An 18129-nucleotide genomic window follows, 5' to 3' on the forward strand; every position below is an offset into this window, starting at 1 on the left:
CATAGCTCTTCCTCCGCAGGCTTCGCGAGCGGCAGCCGGAGCCGGACCTCGTCGGGCGCGCTCGTGGTGGACACGGTGCCTCTCATGTCTCAGATCCCGCGACGCGGACCGGGCGGCAGCGCCGCCGGGACGTGGTGCATCCCGGTGTGCTGCTGCCCGATGTGGCCCACCCGCTGCCACTGCGACTGCTGGCGGCCGCTGAACGCCCCCGCGCTGTAGGCGCTGTACGAGCTGCTGAACGAGCCCGAGCCGTGCGGAATGTTCCCGAAGGCGGTGAAGCCCAGCTCCTCCTCGCCGCTGCGGTCACCCGGCAGCGACCGGAAGGTCTTGACGTACTCGGAGTAGAGCGCGTCGTAGATCGGCGTGGCCGATGGTCCGCCGGGGAACCGGCGCGGAGCGTCGTATGTGTGCACGTCTGTCCAAACGACACCGGGACTTCAGGGATGCGGGTGCGCCCTCACGTCCCCGCGAGGGGCATCGCGGCCGCGACCAGCTTGCCATTGGCCGCCGCCTTGTCCAGCGCGTCCCGCAGCAGGTCCTCGCGGGGCTGGCGGCCGATCGAGCCCACCGGCGCGGCGAACATCAGCACCTGCTGGTGCTTGTTCGCGGCCGCCCGCCAGCTCTCCGTGACCTGGAGCGGCTGGTGCGCCTGCCACCAGGCCACCGGCTGCCCGCCGTTCGCCGAGGGCTGGAGCACGGCGTGCAGCTGGCCGACCGCGAGCAGCACCGACCAGCCGTGCAGCACCGACGGCACCTCGGTCAGCTCGGTGACCGGCATGAAGCCCTGCTCGATCAGCAGCGGCAAGAAGTCGTCGCCGGCTCCCGTCGCCCCGGGGCGCGCGATCGGCCCGGTCGGCTCGACGACCAACGCCGGGTGCAACTCCCCGGCGATCAGCACGAGTCCGCTGGTCACACCGAGCACCGCCTGCTCGGGTACGGACTTCTCCGACTCCAGATCGGCGGAGTCGCCGGTGATGGACTTGACCGCGCCCTGGAGCTGCTCCTCGGTGACCTGGACGACCTGCGAGGGCAGACAGGTGGCGTGGGCGAAGGCCAGCACGGCCGTCTCGTCGCCGATGAACAGGACGGTGCTGGTGCGCTCCTGCCCGGAGTCGCCCGGCGTGCGGCAGGACGTGCAGTCGTAACTGCCGGGGGCGTTGTCTCCGGCGAGCAGCCGGTCGGCTTCTTCGTCGCCGATCTCGGCGCGTACGTCGTCGCTGACGTCGAGCATGCGCGGCACGGGTGGCTCCCTCGGGATGTGGCGCCCGGGTGGGTCCCGGGCTCATGAAGGACTCAACGGCCGATCTGTGGCGGGAGTCACGCCCGACGGCGAACGGAATCGAACCATCCACAGCGCAGGGTCACAGGTGGTGCGGAATCGGGCACTCACCGTCAATTACTGGGAAATCCAAGGAAGTTGGTTGCGTGAAGTGAGTCACAGGCCGAGCCGGGCCGAGGTCGACAAATCAGGAAATCAGCGAATGAAGTGGGTGGCCGGATTTCGCCGCTACCTGCGGTAATGGCGAACTGGCCTGGAATGACAAGGAGTTGGTTGATGACGACCGGACGCCCTCTCTAGATTCCTCCGCCGTGTGCAACGAGCACCGCTCGGGTACGTCCGCCGGCCGCACCAGCCAGCAGCACCGCACCACTGCGGCGGACGGGGCGGAGCGCGACGACCCTGCCCCTGTGCGGGGAGCGCGCCCCGCCTTGGGGGACCCCGGGTGTTCCGAGAGGGAATCACATGTCCGAATGTGCCGATACCACGCGCGACACCGCTCGTAAGACCCGTACCACCGCGGCCCTCGCCGGGGCCGCCCTGCTCGCTCCGCTCGGACTGCTGGCCGCGGCCGGCAACGCGGCGGCCGCGGACAGCGGAGTGTGGGACCGCATCGCCCAGTGCGAGAGCGGCGGGAACTGGCACATCAACACCGGCAACGGCTACTACGGCGGACTGCAGTTCTCCGCCGGCACCTGGCGCGCCTACGGCGGCGGGGCCTACGCGGCCACCGCGGACCAGGCGTCCAAGTCCCAGCAGATCGCCGTCGCGGCGAAGGTCCAGCGCGCCCAGGGGTGGGGTGCGTGGCCGACCTGCTCGGCGCGGGCCGGGGCCTACGGGAGCGCTCCCGGCGCGTCGTCCGGCGCCGCCGCCTCCTCCGGCTCGGCCACCACCAAGTCCTCAAAGGCGCCGGTTCGTTCACCGGAGCGCACGGACCGCAGCGCGTCCCGTGGCGACTACACCGTCCGCACGGGCGACACGCTGGGCGAGATCGCCGCCCGGAACGGGACCACCTGGCAGAAGCTCTACGCCGCCAACAAGGCCGTCATCGGCGGCGATCCCGACCTGATCGTGCCCGGACAGCGCCTCGAGATCTGAGAGCTCCCCCGGTTCCGGGCACCGGGCCCCGCCTGCTTCGGCTCACCTTCGCCGAACGGGCGGGGCCCCGCCGCGTCAAGGGCTTCTCCTACGGCGGTCCCGGGCCGTTTCCGCGCGGAGTTCGGTCGCCTCGCCGCTGAACACGACCTCGCCGCGGCGCAGTTCGTACACCAGGGTGCGGCGGTCGGGGAGCGCGGGCGGCAGGCGTTGCTCGGCCACGATCACGCAGGCGTCGAGGGCGCCGAGGAGTCCGTACGTGCGGGTCGCGACCGGCGGTGACATGCCCTGCGTGGGCTCGTCGACGAGGACCACGCGCGCGCGTGCCAGCAGGGCGCGGGAGAGGGCGAGCATGCGCTGCTCGCCGCCGGAGAGGGTGCCGGCGCGGCGTTCCAGGAGGCGCTTCAGCTCGGGATAGGCGTCCAGGGCGGGATCGGGGCTCCCGGCTGTGAGTTCGAGGTTCTCGCGGACGGTGAGGGAGCCGAAGACCGCCTGGCGTTCGGGGACCAGGCACAGGCCCCTGCGGGCGCGTTCGTGGGCGGGCACGCGGGTCACGTCCTCGCCGTCCCACACGACCGTGCCCGCGGACAGGTTCGCCGTTCCGGCGAGGGCGCGCAGTGTCGTCGTACGGCCTGATCCGTTGCGGCCCAGCAGGACGGTCAGGCCGGGGGACGGGGCGGCGAGGGTGATGCCGTGCAGGGCCTCCAACGGGCCGTGGCGCACGCGCGCGTTGCGCAGGGCGATGACGGGGGTCATACGGCGGGTTCCCGGGCGGCGAGTGTGTCCAGTACGTGGTCCGGTGGGCCGGAGGCGATGATCCGGCCGGCGGACATGACGTGCACGACGTCGGCGAGGTCGGCGACCAGGTCCAGGTCGTGCTCCACGACGAGCAGTGCGGTGCCGGTCTCTGCGAGGGCCTTGAGGACGTGGGTCAGGGTCTCGATTTCCTTGGTGTCCAGGCCTGCCGCGGGTTCGTCCAGGAGGAGGACGTGGGGGGATCCGGCGACTGCTCTTGCGAGTTCGACGCGTCTGAGGGTGCCGGTGGGGAGGTCTGCGGCGGGGAGGTCTTGTTGCGCGTCGTCCAGGGCTAGGAGTTTCAGGGCTCGGGCTGTGGCTGTGGGGTCTTTGAGTCTGCCCTGTTCTGCGCCGAGTTGGACGTTCTCCTTGATGGTCAGGGTGGGGAAGACGGCGAGTTGCTGGAAGGTGCGGGTCAGGCCGAGGCGGGTTCTTGTGTGGGTGGGGAGGTGGGTGATGTCTCTGGTGCCCAGGCGGACTTGGCCGGTTGTGGGGCGGTGGGTGCCGGCGAGGCAGTGGAACAGAGTGGTCTTGCCTGCGCCGTTGGGGCCGATGATCGCTGTGATGCGGCCGGGGGTGAGGGTGAGGTCGATGCCGTCGAGGACGGTGAAGGTCTCGTAGCGGGCTGTCAGGTTGTGGGTGGTGAGACCGACCCGGCCTCCGGCCGGGTCGTTGTTCCCACCCGGACCGCCCGTGCTGCTTTCGTGGTCGGGTGCGGGTGGCCCCTGTGGGGCGTATTCGCCATCGGCGGCCGCGGGGTTGTGGGGGTGCGGCGGGGGTGTGCGGGGTTCCGTGGCGAGTGCGGGTGGCCCTGGTGGGGGTTCGGCGCCGTCGGCGGCCGCAGGGGCAACGCCGTGGGCGCGCCGGGTGTTCGGTGCGGGTTTCAGCGGGGGTGCTTGGGGTGGTTTCCGCTTCTGGGCTGTCTGGTCGGCCAGTTGACGCAGGCGCCTTCGTGCACTCTTCCCCCTCTCCGTCAGCGTCGGCCTTCGGCGCATGCTCCCCGTCGCCCTGCGCAGCGCCTCGTAAGGGCCCCCGGGGAACCGGCCCACCAGCACCGCCAGTACGCCGATCAGGGCCGCCGCCACACCGCCCCGGGCTCCCGCGTCCAGGCCCACCAGGAGGGCCGCCGCGGTCAGGGCGCCCAGGGTGCTGTCGGCGCCCAGGACGACCGCCGCGGCGAACCAGAGGAGGCTGCGGACGGGGTCGTAGGACGTGGGGTCGAAGGCGCGCAGGCCCATCGTCAGCATGCCGCCGCCGAGGGCGGCGAGGGCCGCTCCCGTCACGAAGGCCAGGAGTTTGAGGGACGGGACACGGACGCCGGAGGCCGCCGCTCCCTGTTCGTGGTCGCGCATGGCCGCCAGGGCGCGGCCGAGGCGGCCGGTGCGCAGGCCGTGGGTGAGGAGGAGCGCCGCTGTCAGGAGGGCCAGTTCCAGGACGTAGTACGCGCGGTCGCCGTCGAAGCCCGCCGGGCGCGTCACGGTCAGGCCCGATGTCGCGTACGGCTGGGCGAAGACGAAGCGGCTCACGCCGACGCCCACCGCGAAGGTCGCGAGGGCGAGGGCCAGGCCCCGGCGGGTGATCGCGGGCCAGCCGGTCAGCAGGCCCAGGGGCGCCACCAGCAGCACCGCCACCGCGAGGGCCGCCAGTTCCGGCAGGCGCGGGACGCCCGGGAAGCGGCCTGCCGACAGCAGCGCCGTGAACAGGGCGCCCAGGCCCGCGTACGCCGCCTGCCCGAGCGAGATCTGGCCACCCCGGCCGGTCACGACGACCAGGGAGAGGAGGACGACCCCCAGCGCGGGCACCTGCACGGAGGTGTGCAGGTCCGAGCCCGCGAAGCCGAGCGGCAGCAGGAACAGCACTCCCGCCACGATCCAGGCGCCCGGAGGCGTCGGCACGCGCGCGGTGGCCGTGCGCGGCAGCGCGTCCCGGGCGCCGACGCGGGGCAGGGCGAGGGCCGCGACCAGCAGCGCCACGACGAACAGGTTCGCGCCGACCGCCTGGAGCAGCGGTTCCGCCCAGCCGGACGGGTGCAGCCGGGTCAGCTGGCTCTGGGCGACCCCGATCGCCAGCGCGGTCACCACGGCCACCGGCAGGCTCCGCATCCGCGCGGCCACCGCCACCGCGACCACCTCCATGACGAGCAGCGGGAGGCCGTACGGGTCGAGGCGGACGTAAGGGGCCAGCAGGACGCCCGTCAGGCCCGCCGTGAACGAGCCGAACGCCCAGCCGGCCGCCGCCACCCGGTCCGCGTCGATCCCGCCCAGCACGGCCAGCCCGCGGTCGTCCACGACCGCCCGCAGCTCCCGGCCGAAGCGCGTCCAGCGGGTCACCGCGCCCACGCAGAGGGCCAGGAGAAGCACCACGGCCAGCTGTCCCCACGGATCCGCCGACAGCAGTTCGGGTACGTCGTCCCGCGCGCCCTGCCCCCACAGCAGCGCCGCCCCGCCCACCAGCAGCACGAACACCCCGATGGAGGCCACCAGGGTCTGCGCCGGATCGCCGCCGAGGACGGACAGCGGACGGAAGACGAAACGCTCCAGCACCACGCCCAGCGCCGGTGCCAGGACCAGCAGGGTCGCCGCCGCCCCGGCCCACAGCGGCCAGCCCCACTCGACCACGCACTGCCGCAGCACGTACGCGCACACCATCGCGACCGCGCCGTGCGCGAAGTTGAGGACCCCGGTCGCGCGGTACGTCACGATCAGGCCGATTCCGGTGAGCGCGGCGGCGCTGCCGACCGACAGCCCCGCGAGGGTGAGGTCCCAGGTCAGCGAGGACATCAGTCGGTTTCCTCGACGGGGTCGCAGATCGGGCAGGGACCCAGGTCGCCGCCGGTCAGCAGCTTGGTGTCCACCGGCACCGCCTCCACCTTCCCGGCGACCAGCGGGCAGTCCGCCCGGTGCCAGAGCGTGCCGCCCGGCACCATCAGCAGGTCCCCGCTGACCGCGAACGGGATGGTGGGGGCGGGCTGCGACTCCTCCGCGTCGGCGGGCTCGGCGGCGACCAGCAGGCCGTACAGCTCCTCCACGCGCGCGGCCGCGAGCGCGCTGCGGCCGTGGGTGAGCAGGATCGTCCCGGCCACGATCAGCGCGGCCCCGGGCACCGTGCAGGAGGCCAGGTAGGGCAGCTGGCGCTCGGCCCAGCGCTCACCGGAGACGCCGTACCAGCCCAGGACGCACAGGACCGCGCCGGCGGCCAGCGCGGCCCACCCGGCCCAGACGACGGGGTGCACGGTCCGAGGTGTCCGCATTTATGGCTCCCCATGTCGCGTGCCTGTGCATGTCAGCCAATCGCTTGCACTATGCCTTCTTGAAGCTGACCCTGAAAGCACCGGGCACCCGTGGCCCGGACCGACACCCGGTGGTGAGCCAGATGGTTCTCGGGAGCGACCGCACGTGGGGGAACGGCAGCCGGGGGCTGGTGGCGGCGGCGGTGTTCGTCCTCGCCTCGGCACTCACGGCATGCAGCGACGACAGCGGCGGCGGCAGCGACAGCCCGCCTCCCACACCCTCGGTGGAACAGCCCTCCACTCAAGCGCCCTCCAGCCCCGCGGCGAGCGGACCGGCCGACGAGGCGGCCGCCAGGAAGCAGATCGAGCAGAACTGGGAGAAGTTCTTCGACCCGAAGGTCCCCGCCAAGCAGAAGCAGGCCGTCCTGGAGGACGGTGACGCGATGGGACCGGTGCTCCAGGCCTTCAGCGGCGACCAGCGCGGCGGACAGGTCAAGGCGGAGGTCACCAAGGTGGAGTTCACCAAGCCGAAGGCGGCGACCGTGACGTACACCCTGCTGCTGAACGGCGCCACCGCCCTGCCGGACGCCAAGGGCACCGCGGTCGACGAGGGCGGCACCTGGAAGGTGTCCGTCACCACGCTGTGCGCGCTGGTCCAGCTGAGCGGCAATGCCACGGCCTCGGCGCTGCCGGGCTGCTGAGGCCGCCGCCGCGGTCCTGCTGCTCGCGGCGGTCACGGCGTGCGGCAGCCGGCTGCCGGAGAGCGACTTCGAGCACCGGGAGCGGACCACCGCCCCCGCGAGGGACGGCACCCCGATCCGGGTCGGCATCGTCACCAGCGCCACCAGCCCGGTCGGCGGCGACGCCTTCACCGGCCCCCGCGACGGCGCAAAGGCCTTCTTCGACCGGCTCAACGCGCGCGGGGGCATCGACGGACGCCGTATCGAGGTGCGGGAGTGCGACGACGGCGGCAGCGGTGTCGGCAACAACACCTGTGTGCATCAACTGATCGACGAGGACGAGGTGGTCGCCCTGGTCGCGACCACCTCCCTCGACTACGCGGGCGCCTCCCGGGTCTCCCACGCGCGCGTGCCCGACATCGGCGGCCAGCCCATCGGCGCCGCATACGATACCTGGCCGCACCTGTACGGCGTCTACGGCAGCCTCGCGCCCCGCGACGGCACCACCGGCTGGGACGGGCGGCAGATCGGCGGCACCGAGGTCTACCGGTACTTCAAGCGCGAGCAGGGGGCCCGTACGGCCGCCGTCGTGTCGTACAACCAGGCCGCGTCCGCCGCCTACGGGCGGCTCGTCGAGCGGGGTCTGAAGGCCGAGGGGTACCGGGTGGTCACCGAGCAGGTCGACTTCGCGCTGCCCAACTTCCGTGCGGTGGCGGCCGATCTGAAGCAACAGGGCGTCGACCTGGTCTTCGACGCCATCGACAGCCATGGCAACGCCCAGCTGTGCGAGGCGATGGACCGGGCGGGCGTCCGGGTGACCGCCAAGGTCACCAACGTGCAGAACTGGACGTCCGCCGTCCCGGACGACTACAAGGACGCCCCGCGCTGCCGCAACGCCCTGTGGGCGACCGGATCCAGCCGGAACTACGAGGACACGGACCACAAGGCCGTACGGGAGTTCCGGGACGCCACCAAGGGCCTCAAGACGCACTCCCAGTGGCAGCTGGAGGGCTGGGCGGCCGCCATGTGGTTCACGGACGCGGCGCAGTCGTGCACGAAAGCGGCGGAGGGCATCACGCGCGCGTGCGTCGACGCCTACATGAACCGCAGCGAGGGGTTCACCGCGGACGGTCTACTGGTCCCGGTCCGGTTCGAACGGCTGGCCGAGCCGCCCGCCTCCCGCCGGACCTGTCTGTCCGTGGCCCGCTGGGAGGACGGCCGGGGCTGGGTGACCCAGGGGGACATGGACGGCACCTGTTTCGACGTGCCGCAGCTGCCGTATCAGCAATGACATCCGGGAGAGAGGCAACCAAAAGACTCTTACCGTGGTCTAACCGGACACCAGGAACCACGGGAGGACCATGCCCGCCGTGCGCGACGTACCGCTGCGCGCCGACTGCGTCGCCGACTCCGCGGGCGGACTGACCTTCGACGTCACCGCCGGAGGGGCGAGCAGCACGGCCCACCTGGTGCTGCGCCGGCGCGAGGGGCACGAGGAGGTCGGCCTGCCGCTGGCCCCCGTCGCCGACGGACGCCTGCGGGCCGCCCTGCCGAGCACCGTCGCCCTCCCGGAGGGCCGCTGGGACGCGTACGCGCGCGTGACCGACGACGAACCGCTGCGCCTCGCACCCGGCACCACCGACCTGCGCGCGCTCACCGCCCGCACCCCGAGCGGCTCCCTGGGCCATGTCGCCGTCCGCATTCCCTACGCGACCCGCAAGGGCGCCCTCGCCGTCCGCAGCTGGCTGCGCGCCCCGCACGCCGAGGCGGGCGAGCTGTGCGTCGAGGACGCCGGACTGACCGTCCGGGGGCGGCTGTACGGCACCTGCTTCGCGCCGGACGCCTGCGCCGAGGTGCGCTCCCGGCACTCCCCGGGCCCCGCCCGCCGTACCGCGGTCGCCGTCGACCAGGCGGAGTTCGGCTTCTCGGTGGCGTACGCGCACCTCGGACCCGGTGTCTGGGACCTGTGGCTCAGGCCGCACGGCGAGAGCGGGCCGCGCGTGCGGATCGCGCGGCTGCTCGACGACGTGGCCGACAAGAACCCGGTGTTCACCTACCCACGCGCGCGCGTGGAGACGGCGTACGGCCCGGTGGAGGCCGGGCCGTACTACACGCGGGACAACGACCTGTCGGTGGCCGTCACCGCGACGGGCTGAAGAACTCCCGTACGTCGGCGGCGAGCAGCTCGGGGACCTCCAGGGCCGCGAAGTGGCCGCCGCGGTCGAACTCCGTCCAGCGCGCGATGGTGTTGGCCCGCTCGGCCCAGCGCCGGATCGCCACGTCCTCGCCGAAGTTGGCCACCGCGGTCGGCACCCCGGAGCTCGCCGTCGGGAACCAGTCCGGGACATGGCTGTTCTCGTAGTACATCCGGGCCGCGGAACCTGCCGTGCCGGTCAGCCAGTACAGCATCACGTTGGTGAGCAGGGTGTCCCGGTCGACCGCGTCCTCCGGCAGCGCGGCCGAGGAGTGCGTCCACGCCTGGAACTTCTCCATGATCCAGGCGAGTTGACCGACGGGGGAGTCGGTGAGGCCGTAGGAGAGGGTCTGCGGGCGGGTCGACTGGAGGAGGTTGTAGCCGAAGCCGTCCGTGGTGAACTCGGCGATGTCCGCGAGGCTCCGCAGCTCGCGCTCGTCGAGTCCCTCCCGCTCCTCCTCGGAGACCGGGCCCAGCGGGATGAAGCCGACCGACGCGGCGTTCACATGGACACCGACGACGGCCTCGGGGGCGATCCGGGCCAGCGCGGGGGAGATCAGCGCGCCGAGGTCGCCGCCCTGGGCGCCGTAGCGCTCGTAGCCGAGCCTGCGCATCAGCTCCGCCCACGCGCGGGCGACCCGGTTGACGTTCCAGCCCTTGTCGCGGGTGGGGCCGGAGAAGCCGAAGCCGGGGATCGACGGGATCACCAGGTGGAAGTCCCTGAGCAGGTCGATCACACCGAGGAACTCCACGACCGAGCCCGGCCAGCCGTGGGTGAGGATCAGCGGCAGGGCGTCCGGGCGGTCGGAGCGGAGGTGCAGGAAGTGCACCCGGGCGCCGTCGATCTTGGTGACGTACTGCGGGAGTTCGTTGAGGGCGGCCTCGTGCTTTCGCCAGTCGTAGCCGCCCCGCCAGTAGCCGGCCAGGTCGCGGAGATACGGCAGGGAGGCGCCGTACTCCCAGCCCGCGTCCGGGAGTTCGTCCGGCCAGCGGGTGAGGTCCAGGCGGGTGTGCAGGTCGTCGAGGTGCGCCTGCGGGATGTCGATCCGGTGGCTGTGCACGCTGTTGTCTGCCATGAGCCCAAGGTAGGAGGACTTGCGGACAGCTACTGTCCGCGATGACTGGCAGACTCGGCATCATGTTGGAGACCTCGGCACGACTCCTGCGCCTGCTCTCGCTCCTCCAGGCCCACCGCGACTGGTCCGGCGCCGACCTCGCCGACCGCCTCGGCGTCACCCCGCGCACCGTGCGCCGGGACGTGGACCGGCTGCGGGAGCTGGGCTACCCCGTCAACGCCAGCCCCGGCACCGGCGGCGGCTACCAGCTGGGTGCGGGCGCCGAGCTGCCCCCGCTGCTCCTGGACGACGACGAGGCCGTCGCGGTCGCCGTCGGGCTGCGCACGGCCGCGGGACAGGGCGTCGAGGGCATCGGCGAGACCTCGGTACGGGCCCTCGCCAAGCTGGAGCAGGTCCTGCCGAGCCGGCTGCGCCGCCGGGTGGGCGCCCTGAACGCCTTCACCGTGCCGATGCTGCGCGGGCCGCAGCCGGACGCCGTCGACCCGGCCGTCCTGACCGAACTGGCCAACCTCTGCCGGGACGGCGAGCGCCTGCGCTTCGAGTACAGCGACCACGGGGGCGCCACGAGCCGCCGTATCGTCGAACCGCACCGCCTGGTGTGCAGCGAGCGGCGCTGGTACCTGGTCGCCTGGGACCTCGACCGCGACGACTGGCGCACCTTCCGCGCCGACCGGATCACCCCCAGGCCGCCCCACGGGCCCCGGTTCGCGCCGCGCACCCCGCCCGCCGAGGATCTCGCCGCCTACGTCTCGCGAGGCGTCTCCACGCGCGCGTACGCCTCGCACGCGGTCGTCCGGCTGCTGGTGCCCGTCCACGAGGCGGCCGAGCGGATCTCCCCGTCGGCGGGCACCCTCGAACCGGACGGCGAGGCGGCCTGCATCCTGCGTACCGGCGCCGCCAGCCTGGACGTGATGGTGATCCACGTGATGATGACGGGCTTCGAGTTCGAGGTGCTGGAGCCCGCCGAGCTGACCGAGGCGATCAGGACGGCCCGCGACCGGCTTGCTCGCTCCTTGGCTCGGGCTGCGGAGCCAGCGCCGCGTACTCCGGATGGTGCAGGTCGAACGCCGGGGACTCGGAGCGGATCCGCGGCAGCGTCGTGAAGTTGTGCCGCGGCGGCGGGCAGGAGGTCGCCCACTCCAGCGAGCGGCCGAAGCCCCACGGGTCGTCGGTGTCGACCGGCACGCCGTACTTGGCGGTCTTCCAGACGTTGTAGAGGAACGGCAGTGTCGAGGCGCCGAGAAGGAAGGCGCCGATCGTGGAGATGGTGTTGAGCGCGGTGAAGCCGTCCGCGGCCAGGTAGTCGGCGTACCGGCGGGGCATGCCCTCGGCGCCCAGCCAGTGCTGCACCAGGAACGTCGTGTGGAAGCCGACGAACAGCGTCCAGAACTGGATCTTGCCGAGCCGCTCGTCGAGCATCTTCCCGGTGAACTTCGGCCACCAGAAGTACAGCCCGCCGAAGATCGCGAAGACGACCGTGCCGAAGACGACGTAGTGGAAGTGCGCCACCACGAAATAGGTGTCCGACACATGGAAGTCAAGCGGCGGCGACGCCAGCAGCACCCCGGTCAGACCGCCGAACAGGAAGGTCACCAGGAATCCCGTCGCCCACAGCATCGGCGTCTCGAAGGAGAGCGAGCCCTTGAGCATCGTCCCGGTCCAGTTGAAGAACTTCACTCCGGTCGGCACGGCGATCAGGAAGCTCATGAACGAGAAGTACGGCAGCAACACCGCGCCGGTGACGAACATGTGGTGCGCCCACACCACCACGGAGAGGCCGGTGATCGACATCGTCGCCGCGACCAGCGTCAGATAGCCGAAGATCGGCTTGCGGCTGAAGACCGGGATGATCTCCGTGATGATGCCGAAGAACGGCAGCGCGATGATGTAGACCTCGGGATGGCCGAAGAACCAGAACAGGTGCTGCCACAGGATCGCCCCGCCGTTGTCCGCGTCGAAGACCTGTGAGCCGAAGCGCCGGTCCGCCTCCAGGACCAGCAGGGCCGCCGCGAGGACCGGGAACGCCAGCAGGATCAGGATCGACGTGAAGAGCGTGTTCCAGGTGAAGATCGGCATCCGGAACATCGTCATGCCGGGCGCGCGCATCCCGATGATCGTGGTGATGAAGTTGACCGCGCCGAGGATCGTGCCGAAGCCGGCCAGCGCGAGCCCCATGATCCACAGGTCGGGGCCGATGCCGGGAGAGTGCACCGAGTCGTTGAGCGGGGCGTAGGCGAACCAGCCGAAGGCCGCGGGACCGGACGGCACCAGCAGCGAGCCCAGCACGATCAGGCCGCCGAAGAGGAAGAACCAGTACGACAGCATGTTCAGCCGCGGGAAGGCCACATCAGGGGCGCCGATCTGGAGCGGCATCAGCTCGTTGGCGAAGCCCGCGAAGCTCGGGGTCGCGAAGAGCAGCAGCATGATCGTGCCGTGCATCGTGAACAGCTGGTTGAACTGCTGGTTGTCCACGATCTGGAGCCCCGGCCGGGCGAGCTCGGCGCGCATCAGCAGCGCCATCACCCCGCCGACCAGGAAGAACAGGAAGGACGTGATCAGGTAGAGATGGCCGATCTTCTTGTGGTCCGTGGTGGTCAGCCAGTCGACGACCAGACGTCCGTGCCGGTTGGTCCGCACCGGTCGCGCTGTCGGCTGAACGGTCTGCGTCCCCATCGCTCGCCCGCCCCTTCGCTCGGCTCACGCCATGATGCTCGCGCCATGTGCACGGCGACAGAGGGCGTACGGGGGTTGTGTGTCGGAAGCGTGCATTTCCTATGCGGTGTCAGCTTCCGTGGTACCGCCAGGAATCGGCCGGAGAAAGGCGCGGACGGCGGTTCCCGGGGAACTCTCTCGCGGCGCATTGCGGGCGGAGGGGCGACACGCGGGAATTGCGTTCGAATACCCGCGGAAGGGCTGGAGAACCGCCCGTCCGTGTGACGGAGTGCAGCCAAAACCGGTGTCTTGATCCTGTGACAGAAGTGTGACCGGAGGCGTACCGGAGACCGACTTCCCCCGGCTGTGGGACAGCGCCTAGCGTGGGCCGTATGGCACCCATTCCGACACCGTCCGCCGAACCCGACGACAGCCCCGACACCTATGTCGGCCTCGACTCCGCCGCGGCCGAACGGCTCGCGCGCGAGCGGGGCTGGACGACGGTGCGCTCGCTGCCGCCGGGGGCGATCATCACCATGGAGTACCGCAGCGGCCGCCTGAACTTCGAGGTCAAGGACGGCCTCGTGGCGCGCGCCTGGAAAGGCTGAGCGGCGCACTTGTACGACGACGAAGGCCCCGGTTCCCTCGCGGAACCGGGGCCTTCGTGCGGGCGGTGTACGTCAGCCGCCGGCCAGGGGGCGGGTGGCCGGGGCGGGCGTGCCGCGCACGATGCGCTCCGTCTGCGGCGGGCGGCGGCTGCCGGTCGGGGTGACCGGGGTGCGCTCCGAGCGGCTGGTGTGCGGGCCCGGGGCGAGGTGGAGGGGCGTCCGGCCGCCGCGGGTCGGCCCGATGGCCTCGCGGGCCGCCGTCTCGTTCTGCGGGGCCGTGAGCGGTTTGAGGCGGGCGGGGGCCGGGACCGGGGTGACCGGCGCCGGAGCCTTGGCCGAGGCGCCCTCGCGGGACCGCCAGCGGTCGCGCAGCGAGAAGGCGTAGGCCTCGGTACGGGCGATCAGCGTCTCGAACCAGGGGAGCGCGAGCAGGATCAGCAGACCCGCGGTCCAGCCCAGCAGGACGTCGCTCAGCCAGTGCGTGCCGAGGTAGACGGTGGCCATGCCGACGCCCAGGGAGGTCACCGCGGAGACCGCGGACAGCCAGCGGCGGGCGCGCGGGGTGGAGGCCAGATAGGCCAGGATTCCCCAGGTCACCACGGCGTTCGCGGTGTGGCCGCTGGGAAATATATCGCCGCCCATGCCCATCTCGTTCGAGCCGATGACGGTCGCGTAGTGCGGGCCGAGCCGGCCCATGCCGTACTTGGCCGCGCCGACCGTGATGTTCAGCAGCAGCAGGGCGGTGGCCAGGGTCAGCAGCGGGCGGACGGTGTGCTGGCGCCAGGAACGCCAGCCCAGCCAGGCCGCCACCATCACGGCGGTCGGGCCACGCTGGCCCAGCACGACGTAGTAGTCCACGAACCAGTGGATCGAGGCCCACTGCTGGTACGGCCGGAAGAACATGACCTGCCAGTCGAGGCGGACCAGCCAGGAGGTGGTCACCACGAGCCACACGATCGCCAGGTAGAACGCCAGAGCGCCGCTGAACAGCGCGATCCGGTGCCGGCTCATCCTCGGCACGTTGAGATGAGCCGGTCGTTCCGGCTCACGGTCCAGCCTGGCGAACACCCGGTCCAGACGGGTGGGCTCTCGTTCGGTACGCACCCAATCGACGTTACAGCGAGTGAGCTCTGTTCCCTGTCGAATCAGCGGCTTTGTGATGACGATGTGATGTGGGATTGCTCTCAGGAGGGGGTTTATTCCGAGGAATCCGCAAAGTCGGACCGCCGCGTCCTTCAATTCCTTTGATCATTCCGGGTTCTGGTTTATTGGCCCTTATGAATTCGTTCACCGAATCATGGGGTGGAATTCTCCGGACGGTCAGGGCGGGCCCGAGCCGTTCAGCCAGAACGCGCCGTAGACGGCGGACGCCACGGCGATCACCGTGACGACGGTCGCCGACCTGGAGGTACGTGCCCTGGCCAGCGCGAGGGCGAGCGGCAGCAGCAGGGGGAAGGCCGGCATCAGCAGGCGCGGTTTCGAGCCGAAGTAGCTCGACGCGCACAGGGCGAGCGCGGTCACGACACCCGCGTACACCAGGAGGGGCGCCGGCTGGCCCTGCCGGACGCAGACGACGTACAGCCACACCACCAGCCCGACCCCGACGATCAGCCCGACGCCGGCCAGGGCCCCCGGGAACGACGTGAACTTGTCCCCGACGAACCGGACGAACGCGTAGCCCCCGTCGAAGCCGTTGCGCCACCCGGCCTGGACGTCGAGATAGCCGAAGGGGCCCTTGCCGGTGCGGTGGCCGACCCACAGGACGTAGGCGGCGGCGCCGAGGGGGGCGAGGGCCATGGCCAGGGCGAGGCGGAGACGGGCGGTGTGCGGGTGCTCGGCGTTCGCGCCGGGGGCGTGTGTCGGCTCGGGGGCGCTGTCCGGACCGCCGGTGCGCCCGGTGCGGAGAGGGGGCGGGGCGTGTTCCTCGGACTGGGCGCCGTCCGCCCCGGGCGCGCTTCGGGTTCGTGCGAACGAGATGATCGCCGCCGTCCAGACCGCCGCGACCACCGCCAGGCCGACCGGGCGGGTCAGGCCGGCCAGGGCGGCGAGGAGGCCCGCGGTCAGCCAGCGGCCGGTCAGGACGGCGTAGAGGGACCAGGCCGCGAGCGCCGTGAAGAGCGACTCGCTGTACGCCATCGACTGCACGATCCCGACGGGCAGCACGGCCCACAACAGCACGGCGCAGACGCCCGCGCGGCGGCCGTACACATGGTCCGTCACCGCGAAGACGCCCCACGCCGCCGCGAGCGAGGCGAGGAGGGAGACGGTGAAGCCGGCGTCGGCGTAGGACAGAGGCGTGAGCGCGGACAGCAGGCGCTCCAGCCACGGCAGCAGGGGGAAGAACGCCAGGTTGGAGTGGACGTCGCCGTTCGGGAGGCGGACCTCGTAGCCGTATCCCAGCTCCGCGACCCGCGTGTACCAGAGCGCGTCCCAGCGTGCCGTCAGCAAGGTGTACGCGTCCTTGTCGCGCGCCGCGCTCCACGCGGCCAGCACGACCAGGCCCAGGGCGCGTACGGCCGCGTACCCGAGAAGAGCCGGGGCCGCCCGGCGCGCGTGCTGTCCAAGATCGGTCACGGCCCGATTATCGACGGCGCGCCGAACCGGCAGGCCCTCGGGGGCGTGGGAAGAGACAGGGGGAGTGGTGTACGCCACACGTGTTCCGGCACGAGTGTGAGAGGTCCGCCACTGGGCCCGCGCCCGAACTCGCGTACGCTGACGTGTCACCCGCCGTTCGCTGCGCGGGCCGGAGACAGCCGCTCCTCTCCGGCCGAGATCACGGGGAGTCCCCACCCCGTGTGCCCGCCGAACGCCAGGGAACATCTGGGAGGTACGTACATGTCCGGGACGACCACGGCCGCCGCAGCGCTGCGCCGCCGGGCGGCCGGGGCCGGTGCCAACCGCTGGGTCGTCCTCGTCGTCCTCTGTGTCAGCCTGCTCCTGGTCGCCCTCGACGCGACGGTGCTGCACGTGGCGGTGCCCGCCGTCACCGAGGACCTCAAGCCCGGCGCGATAGAGCTGCTCTGGATCGTCGACGTCTATCCCCTGGTCTGCGCCTCGCTGCTGATCCTCTTCGGCACGCTCGGCGACCGCGTCGGCCGCAGACGCGTCCTGCTCCTCGGCTACGGCCTCTTCGGCGTCGCCTCCGGTCTCGCCGCCCTCGCGCAGAGCGCCGAGGTGTTGATCCTGGCGCGGGCGCTGCTCGGCGTCGGCGGCGCGATGATCATGCCCGCCACGCTCTCGATCCTGCGCCAGGTCTTCCCCGACCGGCGCGAACGCGCGCTCGCGATCGGCATCTGGAGCGCGGTCGCCGCGGTCGGCGCGGCGGTCGGCCCGCTGCTCGGCGGGTTCCTCCTGGAGCACTTCTGGTGGGGGTCGGTCTTCCTCGTCAACATCCCGCTGATGCTGGTGAGTCTGCCCGTGGGCCGGCTGCTGCTGCCCGAGTCGAAGGGCGCCGTGCACGGTGCCTGGGACGTCGTCGGCGCGCTGATGGCGGCGGGCGGGCTGTTCGGTCTCGTCCTCGGCGTGAAGCGGCTGGGGGGCGGGGAACTGGACGTCTTCACCGCGGTGCCGCTGGCCGTGGGCGGGGTGCTGCTGGTGCTCTTCGTACGACGGCAGCGGCGGCTCGCGCATCCCCTGGTGGACCTGCGGATGTTCGCCCGCCCCGCGTTCAGCACCTCGGTGTGCTGCATCGTGCTGGCGATGCTCGCCCTGGTCGGCCTGGAGCTGATCGCCGCACAGTATCTGCAACTGGTCCTCGGGCTCTCGCCGTTGGAGACGGGGCTACGGCTGCTGCCGCTGACGGTCGCCGCGATGGCGGCGGGGCTCGCGGGGGCGCGGCTGCTGCGCCGGTTCGGACCGCGCCGGATGGTCAGCGCCGGGTTCTGCCTCACCGCGGCCGCCGTGCTGCTGCTCGGTGTGATGGGCGAGTCGGACAACGCCATGCTGCTCCTTGTCGGGTTCGTACTGCTCGGGTTCGGGCTGGAGACGACGCTCTTCGGGGCGTACGAGTCGATGCTCAGCGAGGCGCCGCCGGAACAGGCGGGCGGGGCCGCGGCGATCGGCGAGACCTCGTACCAGCTGGGCGCGGGGATCGGGATCGCGCTCCTCGGCAGTGTGATGAACGCGGCGTACGCGCCCGGCCTGTCGTCGGTGCCGGGCGTCCCGGCCTCCGCGTCCGCGGCGGCGGGGCACTCGCTGGGCGAGGCGTACGAGGTCGCCGGGCGCCTTGGTGGTTCGGCGGGGGAGGTGCTGCGGCGGACGGCCCGGGACTGCTTCGTGCACGGGCTGCATGTGACGCTGCTGGTGAGCGCGGGGTTGCTGCTGCTGGGCGCGGTGATGGCGCTGCGGCTGCCGCGGACGATGCAGTGCGGGGAGTCGCCGACGGAGGCGGTGGAACTGCCCTCACCTCGGGAAGTCGCCGAGTCCCGGGTGTCGGCGGCACGTCTGGACGTGCGGGAGACTGCGTCGTAACGTCGGCCGGAGAGCCGTAACTAGCGGTGCTAGTTTTCAGATGCCCTCGGA

Annotated in this window: 15 protein-coding genes and 1 pseudogene; 7 read left to right on the plus strand and 9 right to left on the minus strand. The window is 71.9% G+C overall.

Annotation, left to right across the window (positions count from 1 at the left end; translation table 11 throughout):
• Positions 1–89 precede the first annotated feature (89 nt).
• Both ABZ896_RS30195 and ABZ896_RS30200 read right to left on the minus strand, forming a co-directional pair.
• The gene (locus ABZ896_RS30195; RefSeq protein ID WP_360936030.1) at positions 90–413 is read right to left on the minus strand and encodes a hypothetical protein; all 324 of its coding nucleotides are present in this window, start codon (positions 411–413) and stop codon (positions 90–92) included.
• 44 nt (positions 414–457) lie between these two features.
• A complete protein-coding gene (locus ABZ896_RS30200; protein WP_360936032.1) occupies positions 458–1240 on the minus strand; it encodes a hypothetical protein in 783 nt (260 codons plus the stop codon).
• A gap of 504 nt (positions 1241–1744) precedes the next feature.
• Here ABZ896_RS30200 and ABZ896_RS30205 point away from each other — a divergent pair.
• Positions 1745–2377: a transglycosylase family protein gene (locus tag ABZ896_RS30205; protein ID WP_360936034.1), complete on the plus strand. Its 633-nt coding sequence runs from the start codon at positions 1745–1747 to the stop codon at positions 2375–2377.
• A gap of 75 nt (positions 2378–2452) precedes the next feature.
• On the opposite strand, the gene ABZ896_RS30210 is transcribed toward ABZ896_RS30205, so the two are convergent.
• Genes ABZ896_RS30210 through ABZ896_RS30220 form a run of 3 tightly spaced genes read right to left on the minus strand, consistent with a single transcriptional unit; the run spans position 2453 to position 6419 of the window.
• A complete protein-coding gene (locus ABZ896_RS30210) occupies positions 2453–3130 on the minus strand; it encodes an ATP-binding cassette domain-containing protein (RefSeq protein WP_360936036.1) in 678 nt (225 codons plus the stop codon).
• A complete protein-coding gene (locus ABZ896_RS30215) occupies positions 3127–5949 on the minus strand; it encodes an ATP-binding cassette domain-containing protein (protein WP_360936038.1) in 2823 nt (940 codons plus the stop codon). The genes ABZ896_RS30210 and ABZ896_RS30215 overlap by 4 nt, the downstream gene beginning before the upstream one ends.
• On the minus strand, positions 5949–6419 hold the full coding sequence (locus ABZ896_RS30220) for a hypothetical protein (RefSeq protein WP_360936040.1): 471 nt from the start codon (positions 6417–6419) through the stop codon (positions 5949–5951). The genes ABZ896_RS30215 and ABZ896_RS30220 overlap by 1 nt, the downstream gene beginning before the upstream one ends.
• A 110-nt stretch (positions 6420–6529) precedes the next feature.
• On the opposite strand from ABZ896_RS30220, the gene ABZ896_RS30225 reads away from it, so the two are divergent.
• From ABZ896_RS30225 to ABZ896_RS30235, 3 genes are all read left to right on the plus strand, one after another.
• Complete coding sequence (locus tag ABZ896_RS30225; protein WP_360936102.1) at positions 6530–7099, plus strand: hypothetical protein; 570 nt, start codon at positions 6530–6532, stop codon at positions 7097–7099.
• Entirely contained in the window at positions 7068–8369 is a 1302-nt protein-coding gene (locus tag ABZ896_RS30230) for an ABC transporter substrate-binding protein (protein WP_360936042.1), read from the plus strand. The genes ABZ896_RS30225 and ABZ896_RS30230 overlap by 32 nt, the downstream gene beginning before the upstream one ends.
• 70 nt (positions 8370–8439) lie before the next feature.
• Positions 8440–9234, plus strand: a complete 795-nt coding sequence (locus ABZ896_RS30235; protein ID WP_360936044.1) for a hypothetical protein — start codon at positions 8440–8442, stop codon at positions 9232–9234.
• On the opposite strand, the gene ABZ896_RS30240 is transcribed toward ABZ896_RS30235, so the two are convergent.
• The gene (locus ABZ896_RS30240) at positions 9218–10348 is read right to left on the minus strand and encodes an epoxide hydrolase family protein (RefSeq protein ID WP_360936046.1); all 1131 of its coding nucleotides are present in this window, start codon (positions 10346–10348) and stop codon (positions 9218–9220) included. The two genes, ABZ896_RS30235 and ABZ896_RS30240, sit on opposite strands and share 17 nt — an antisense overlap.
• A gap of 62 nt (positions 10349–10410) precedes the next feature.
• On the opposite strand from ABZ896_RS30240, the gene ABZ896_RS30245 reads away from it, so the two are divergent.
• Positions 10411–11451, plus strand: a complete 1041-nt coding sequence (locus ABZ896_RS30245; protein WP_360936048.1) for a YafY family protein — start codon at positions 10411–10413, stop codon at positions 11449–11451.
• Between the two features lie 43 nt (positions 11452–11494).
• Here ABZ896_RS30245 and ctaD read toward each other — a convergent pair.
• A pseudogene (ctaD, locus tag ABZ896_RS30250) lies at positions 11495–13021 on the minus strand (cytochrome c oxidase subunit I); the annotation flags it as partial.
• A 371-nt stretch (positions 13022–13392) separates the two neighbouring features.
• Between ctaD and ABZ896_RS30255 the strand changes: the two are divergent.
• Complete coding sequence (locus tag ABZ896_RS30255) at positions 13393–13608, plus strand: I78 family peptidase inhibitor (protein ID WP_360936050.1); 216 nt, start codon at positions 13393–13395, stop codon at positions 13606–13608.
• Between the two features lie 72 nt (positions 13609–13680).
• Here the strand turns inward: ABZ896_RS30255 and ABZ896_RS30260 are convergent, their stop codons facing one another.
• Together ABZ896_RS30260 and ABZ896_RS30265 are read right to left on the minus strand one after the other, a co-directional pair.
• Positions 13681–14712: a phosphatase PAP2 family protein gene (locus ABZ896_RS30260; protein ID WP_360936052.1), complete on the minus strand. Its 1032-nt coding sequence runs from the start codon at positions 14710–14712 to the stop codon at positions 13681–13683.
• 216 nt (positions 14713–14928) lie between these two features.
• Positions 14929–16182 carry a mannosyltransferase family protein gene (locus ABZ896_RS30265; RefSeq protein ID WP_360936054.1) on the minus strand — a complete coding sequence of 418 codons (1254 nt, stop codon included), beginning with the start codon at positions 16180–16182 and terminating at the stop codon, positions 14929–14931.
• Positions 16183–16443: 261 nt separating this feature from the next.
• Here ABZ896_RS30265 and ABZ896_RS30270 point away from each other — a divergent pair, with 261 nt between their 5' ends.
• Entirely contained in the window at positions 16444–18078 is a 1635-nt protein-coding gene (locus tag ABZ896_RS30270) for an MFS transporter (RefSeq protein WP_360936056.1), read from the plus strand.
• Positions 18079–18129 lie beyond the last annotated feature (51 nt).

It is taken from the genome of Streptomyces sp. NPDC047072, from assembly GCF_040643855.1.
In the GTDB taxonomy this organism is placed as follows: domain Bacteria; phylum Actinomycetota; class Actinomycetes; order Streptomycetales; family Streptomycetaceae; genus Streptomyces.

Excerpts from the sequence above, each read along its gene's own strand:
- ABZ896_RS30255 (WP_360936050.1), top strand. The coding sequence starts at position 13,393 with ATGGCACCCATTCCGACACCGTCCGCCGAACCCGACGACAGCCCCGAC.
- ABZ896_RS30245 (WP_360936048.1), top strand. The coding sequence starts at position 10,411 with ATGTTGGAGACCTCGGCACGACTCCTGCGCCTGCTCTCGCTCCTCCAG.
- ABZ896_RS30205 (WP_360936034.1), top strand. The coding sequence starts at position 1,745 with ATGTCCGAATGTGCCGATACCACGCGCGACACCGCTCGTAAGACCCGT.
- ABZ896_RS30240 (WP_360936046.1), bottom strand. The coding sequence starts at position 10,348 with ATGGCAGACAACAGCGTGCACAGCCACCGGATCGACATCCCGCAGGCG.
- ABZ896_RS30235 (WP_360936044.1), top strand. The coding sequence starts at position 8,440 with ATGCCCGCCGTGCGCGACGTACCGCTGCGCGCCGACTGCGTCGCCGAC.
- ABZ896_RS30210 (WP_360936036.1), bottom strand. The coding sequence starts at position 3,130 with ATGACCCCCGTCATCGCCCTGCGCAACGCGCGCGTGCGCCACGGCCCG.
- ABZ896_RS30270 (WP_360936056.1), top strand. The coding sequence starts at position 16,444 with ATGTCCGGGACGACCACGGCCGCCGCAGCGCTGCGCCGCCGGGCGGCC.
- ABZ896_RS30220 (WP_360936040.1), bottom strand. The coding sequence starts at position 6,419 with ATGCGGACACCTCGGACCGTGCACCCCGTCGTCTGGGCCGGGTGGGCC.
- ABZ896_RS30215 (WP_360936038.1), bottom strand. The coding sequence starts at position 5,949 with ATGTCCTCGCTGACCTGGGACCTCACCCTCGCGGGGCTGTCGGTCGGC.
- ABZ896_RS30230 (WP_360936042.1), top strand. The coding sequence starts at position 7,068 with ATGCCACGGCCTCGGCGCTGCCGGGCTGCTGAGGCCGCCGCCGCGGTC.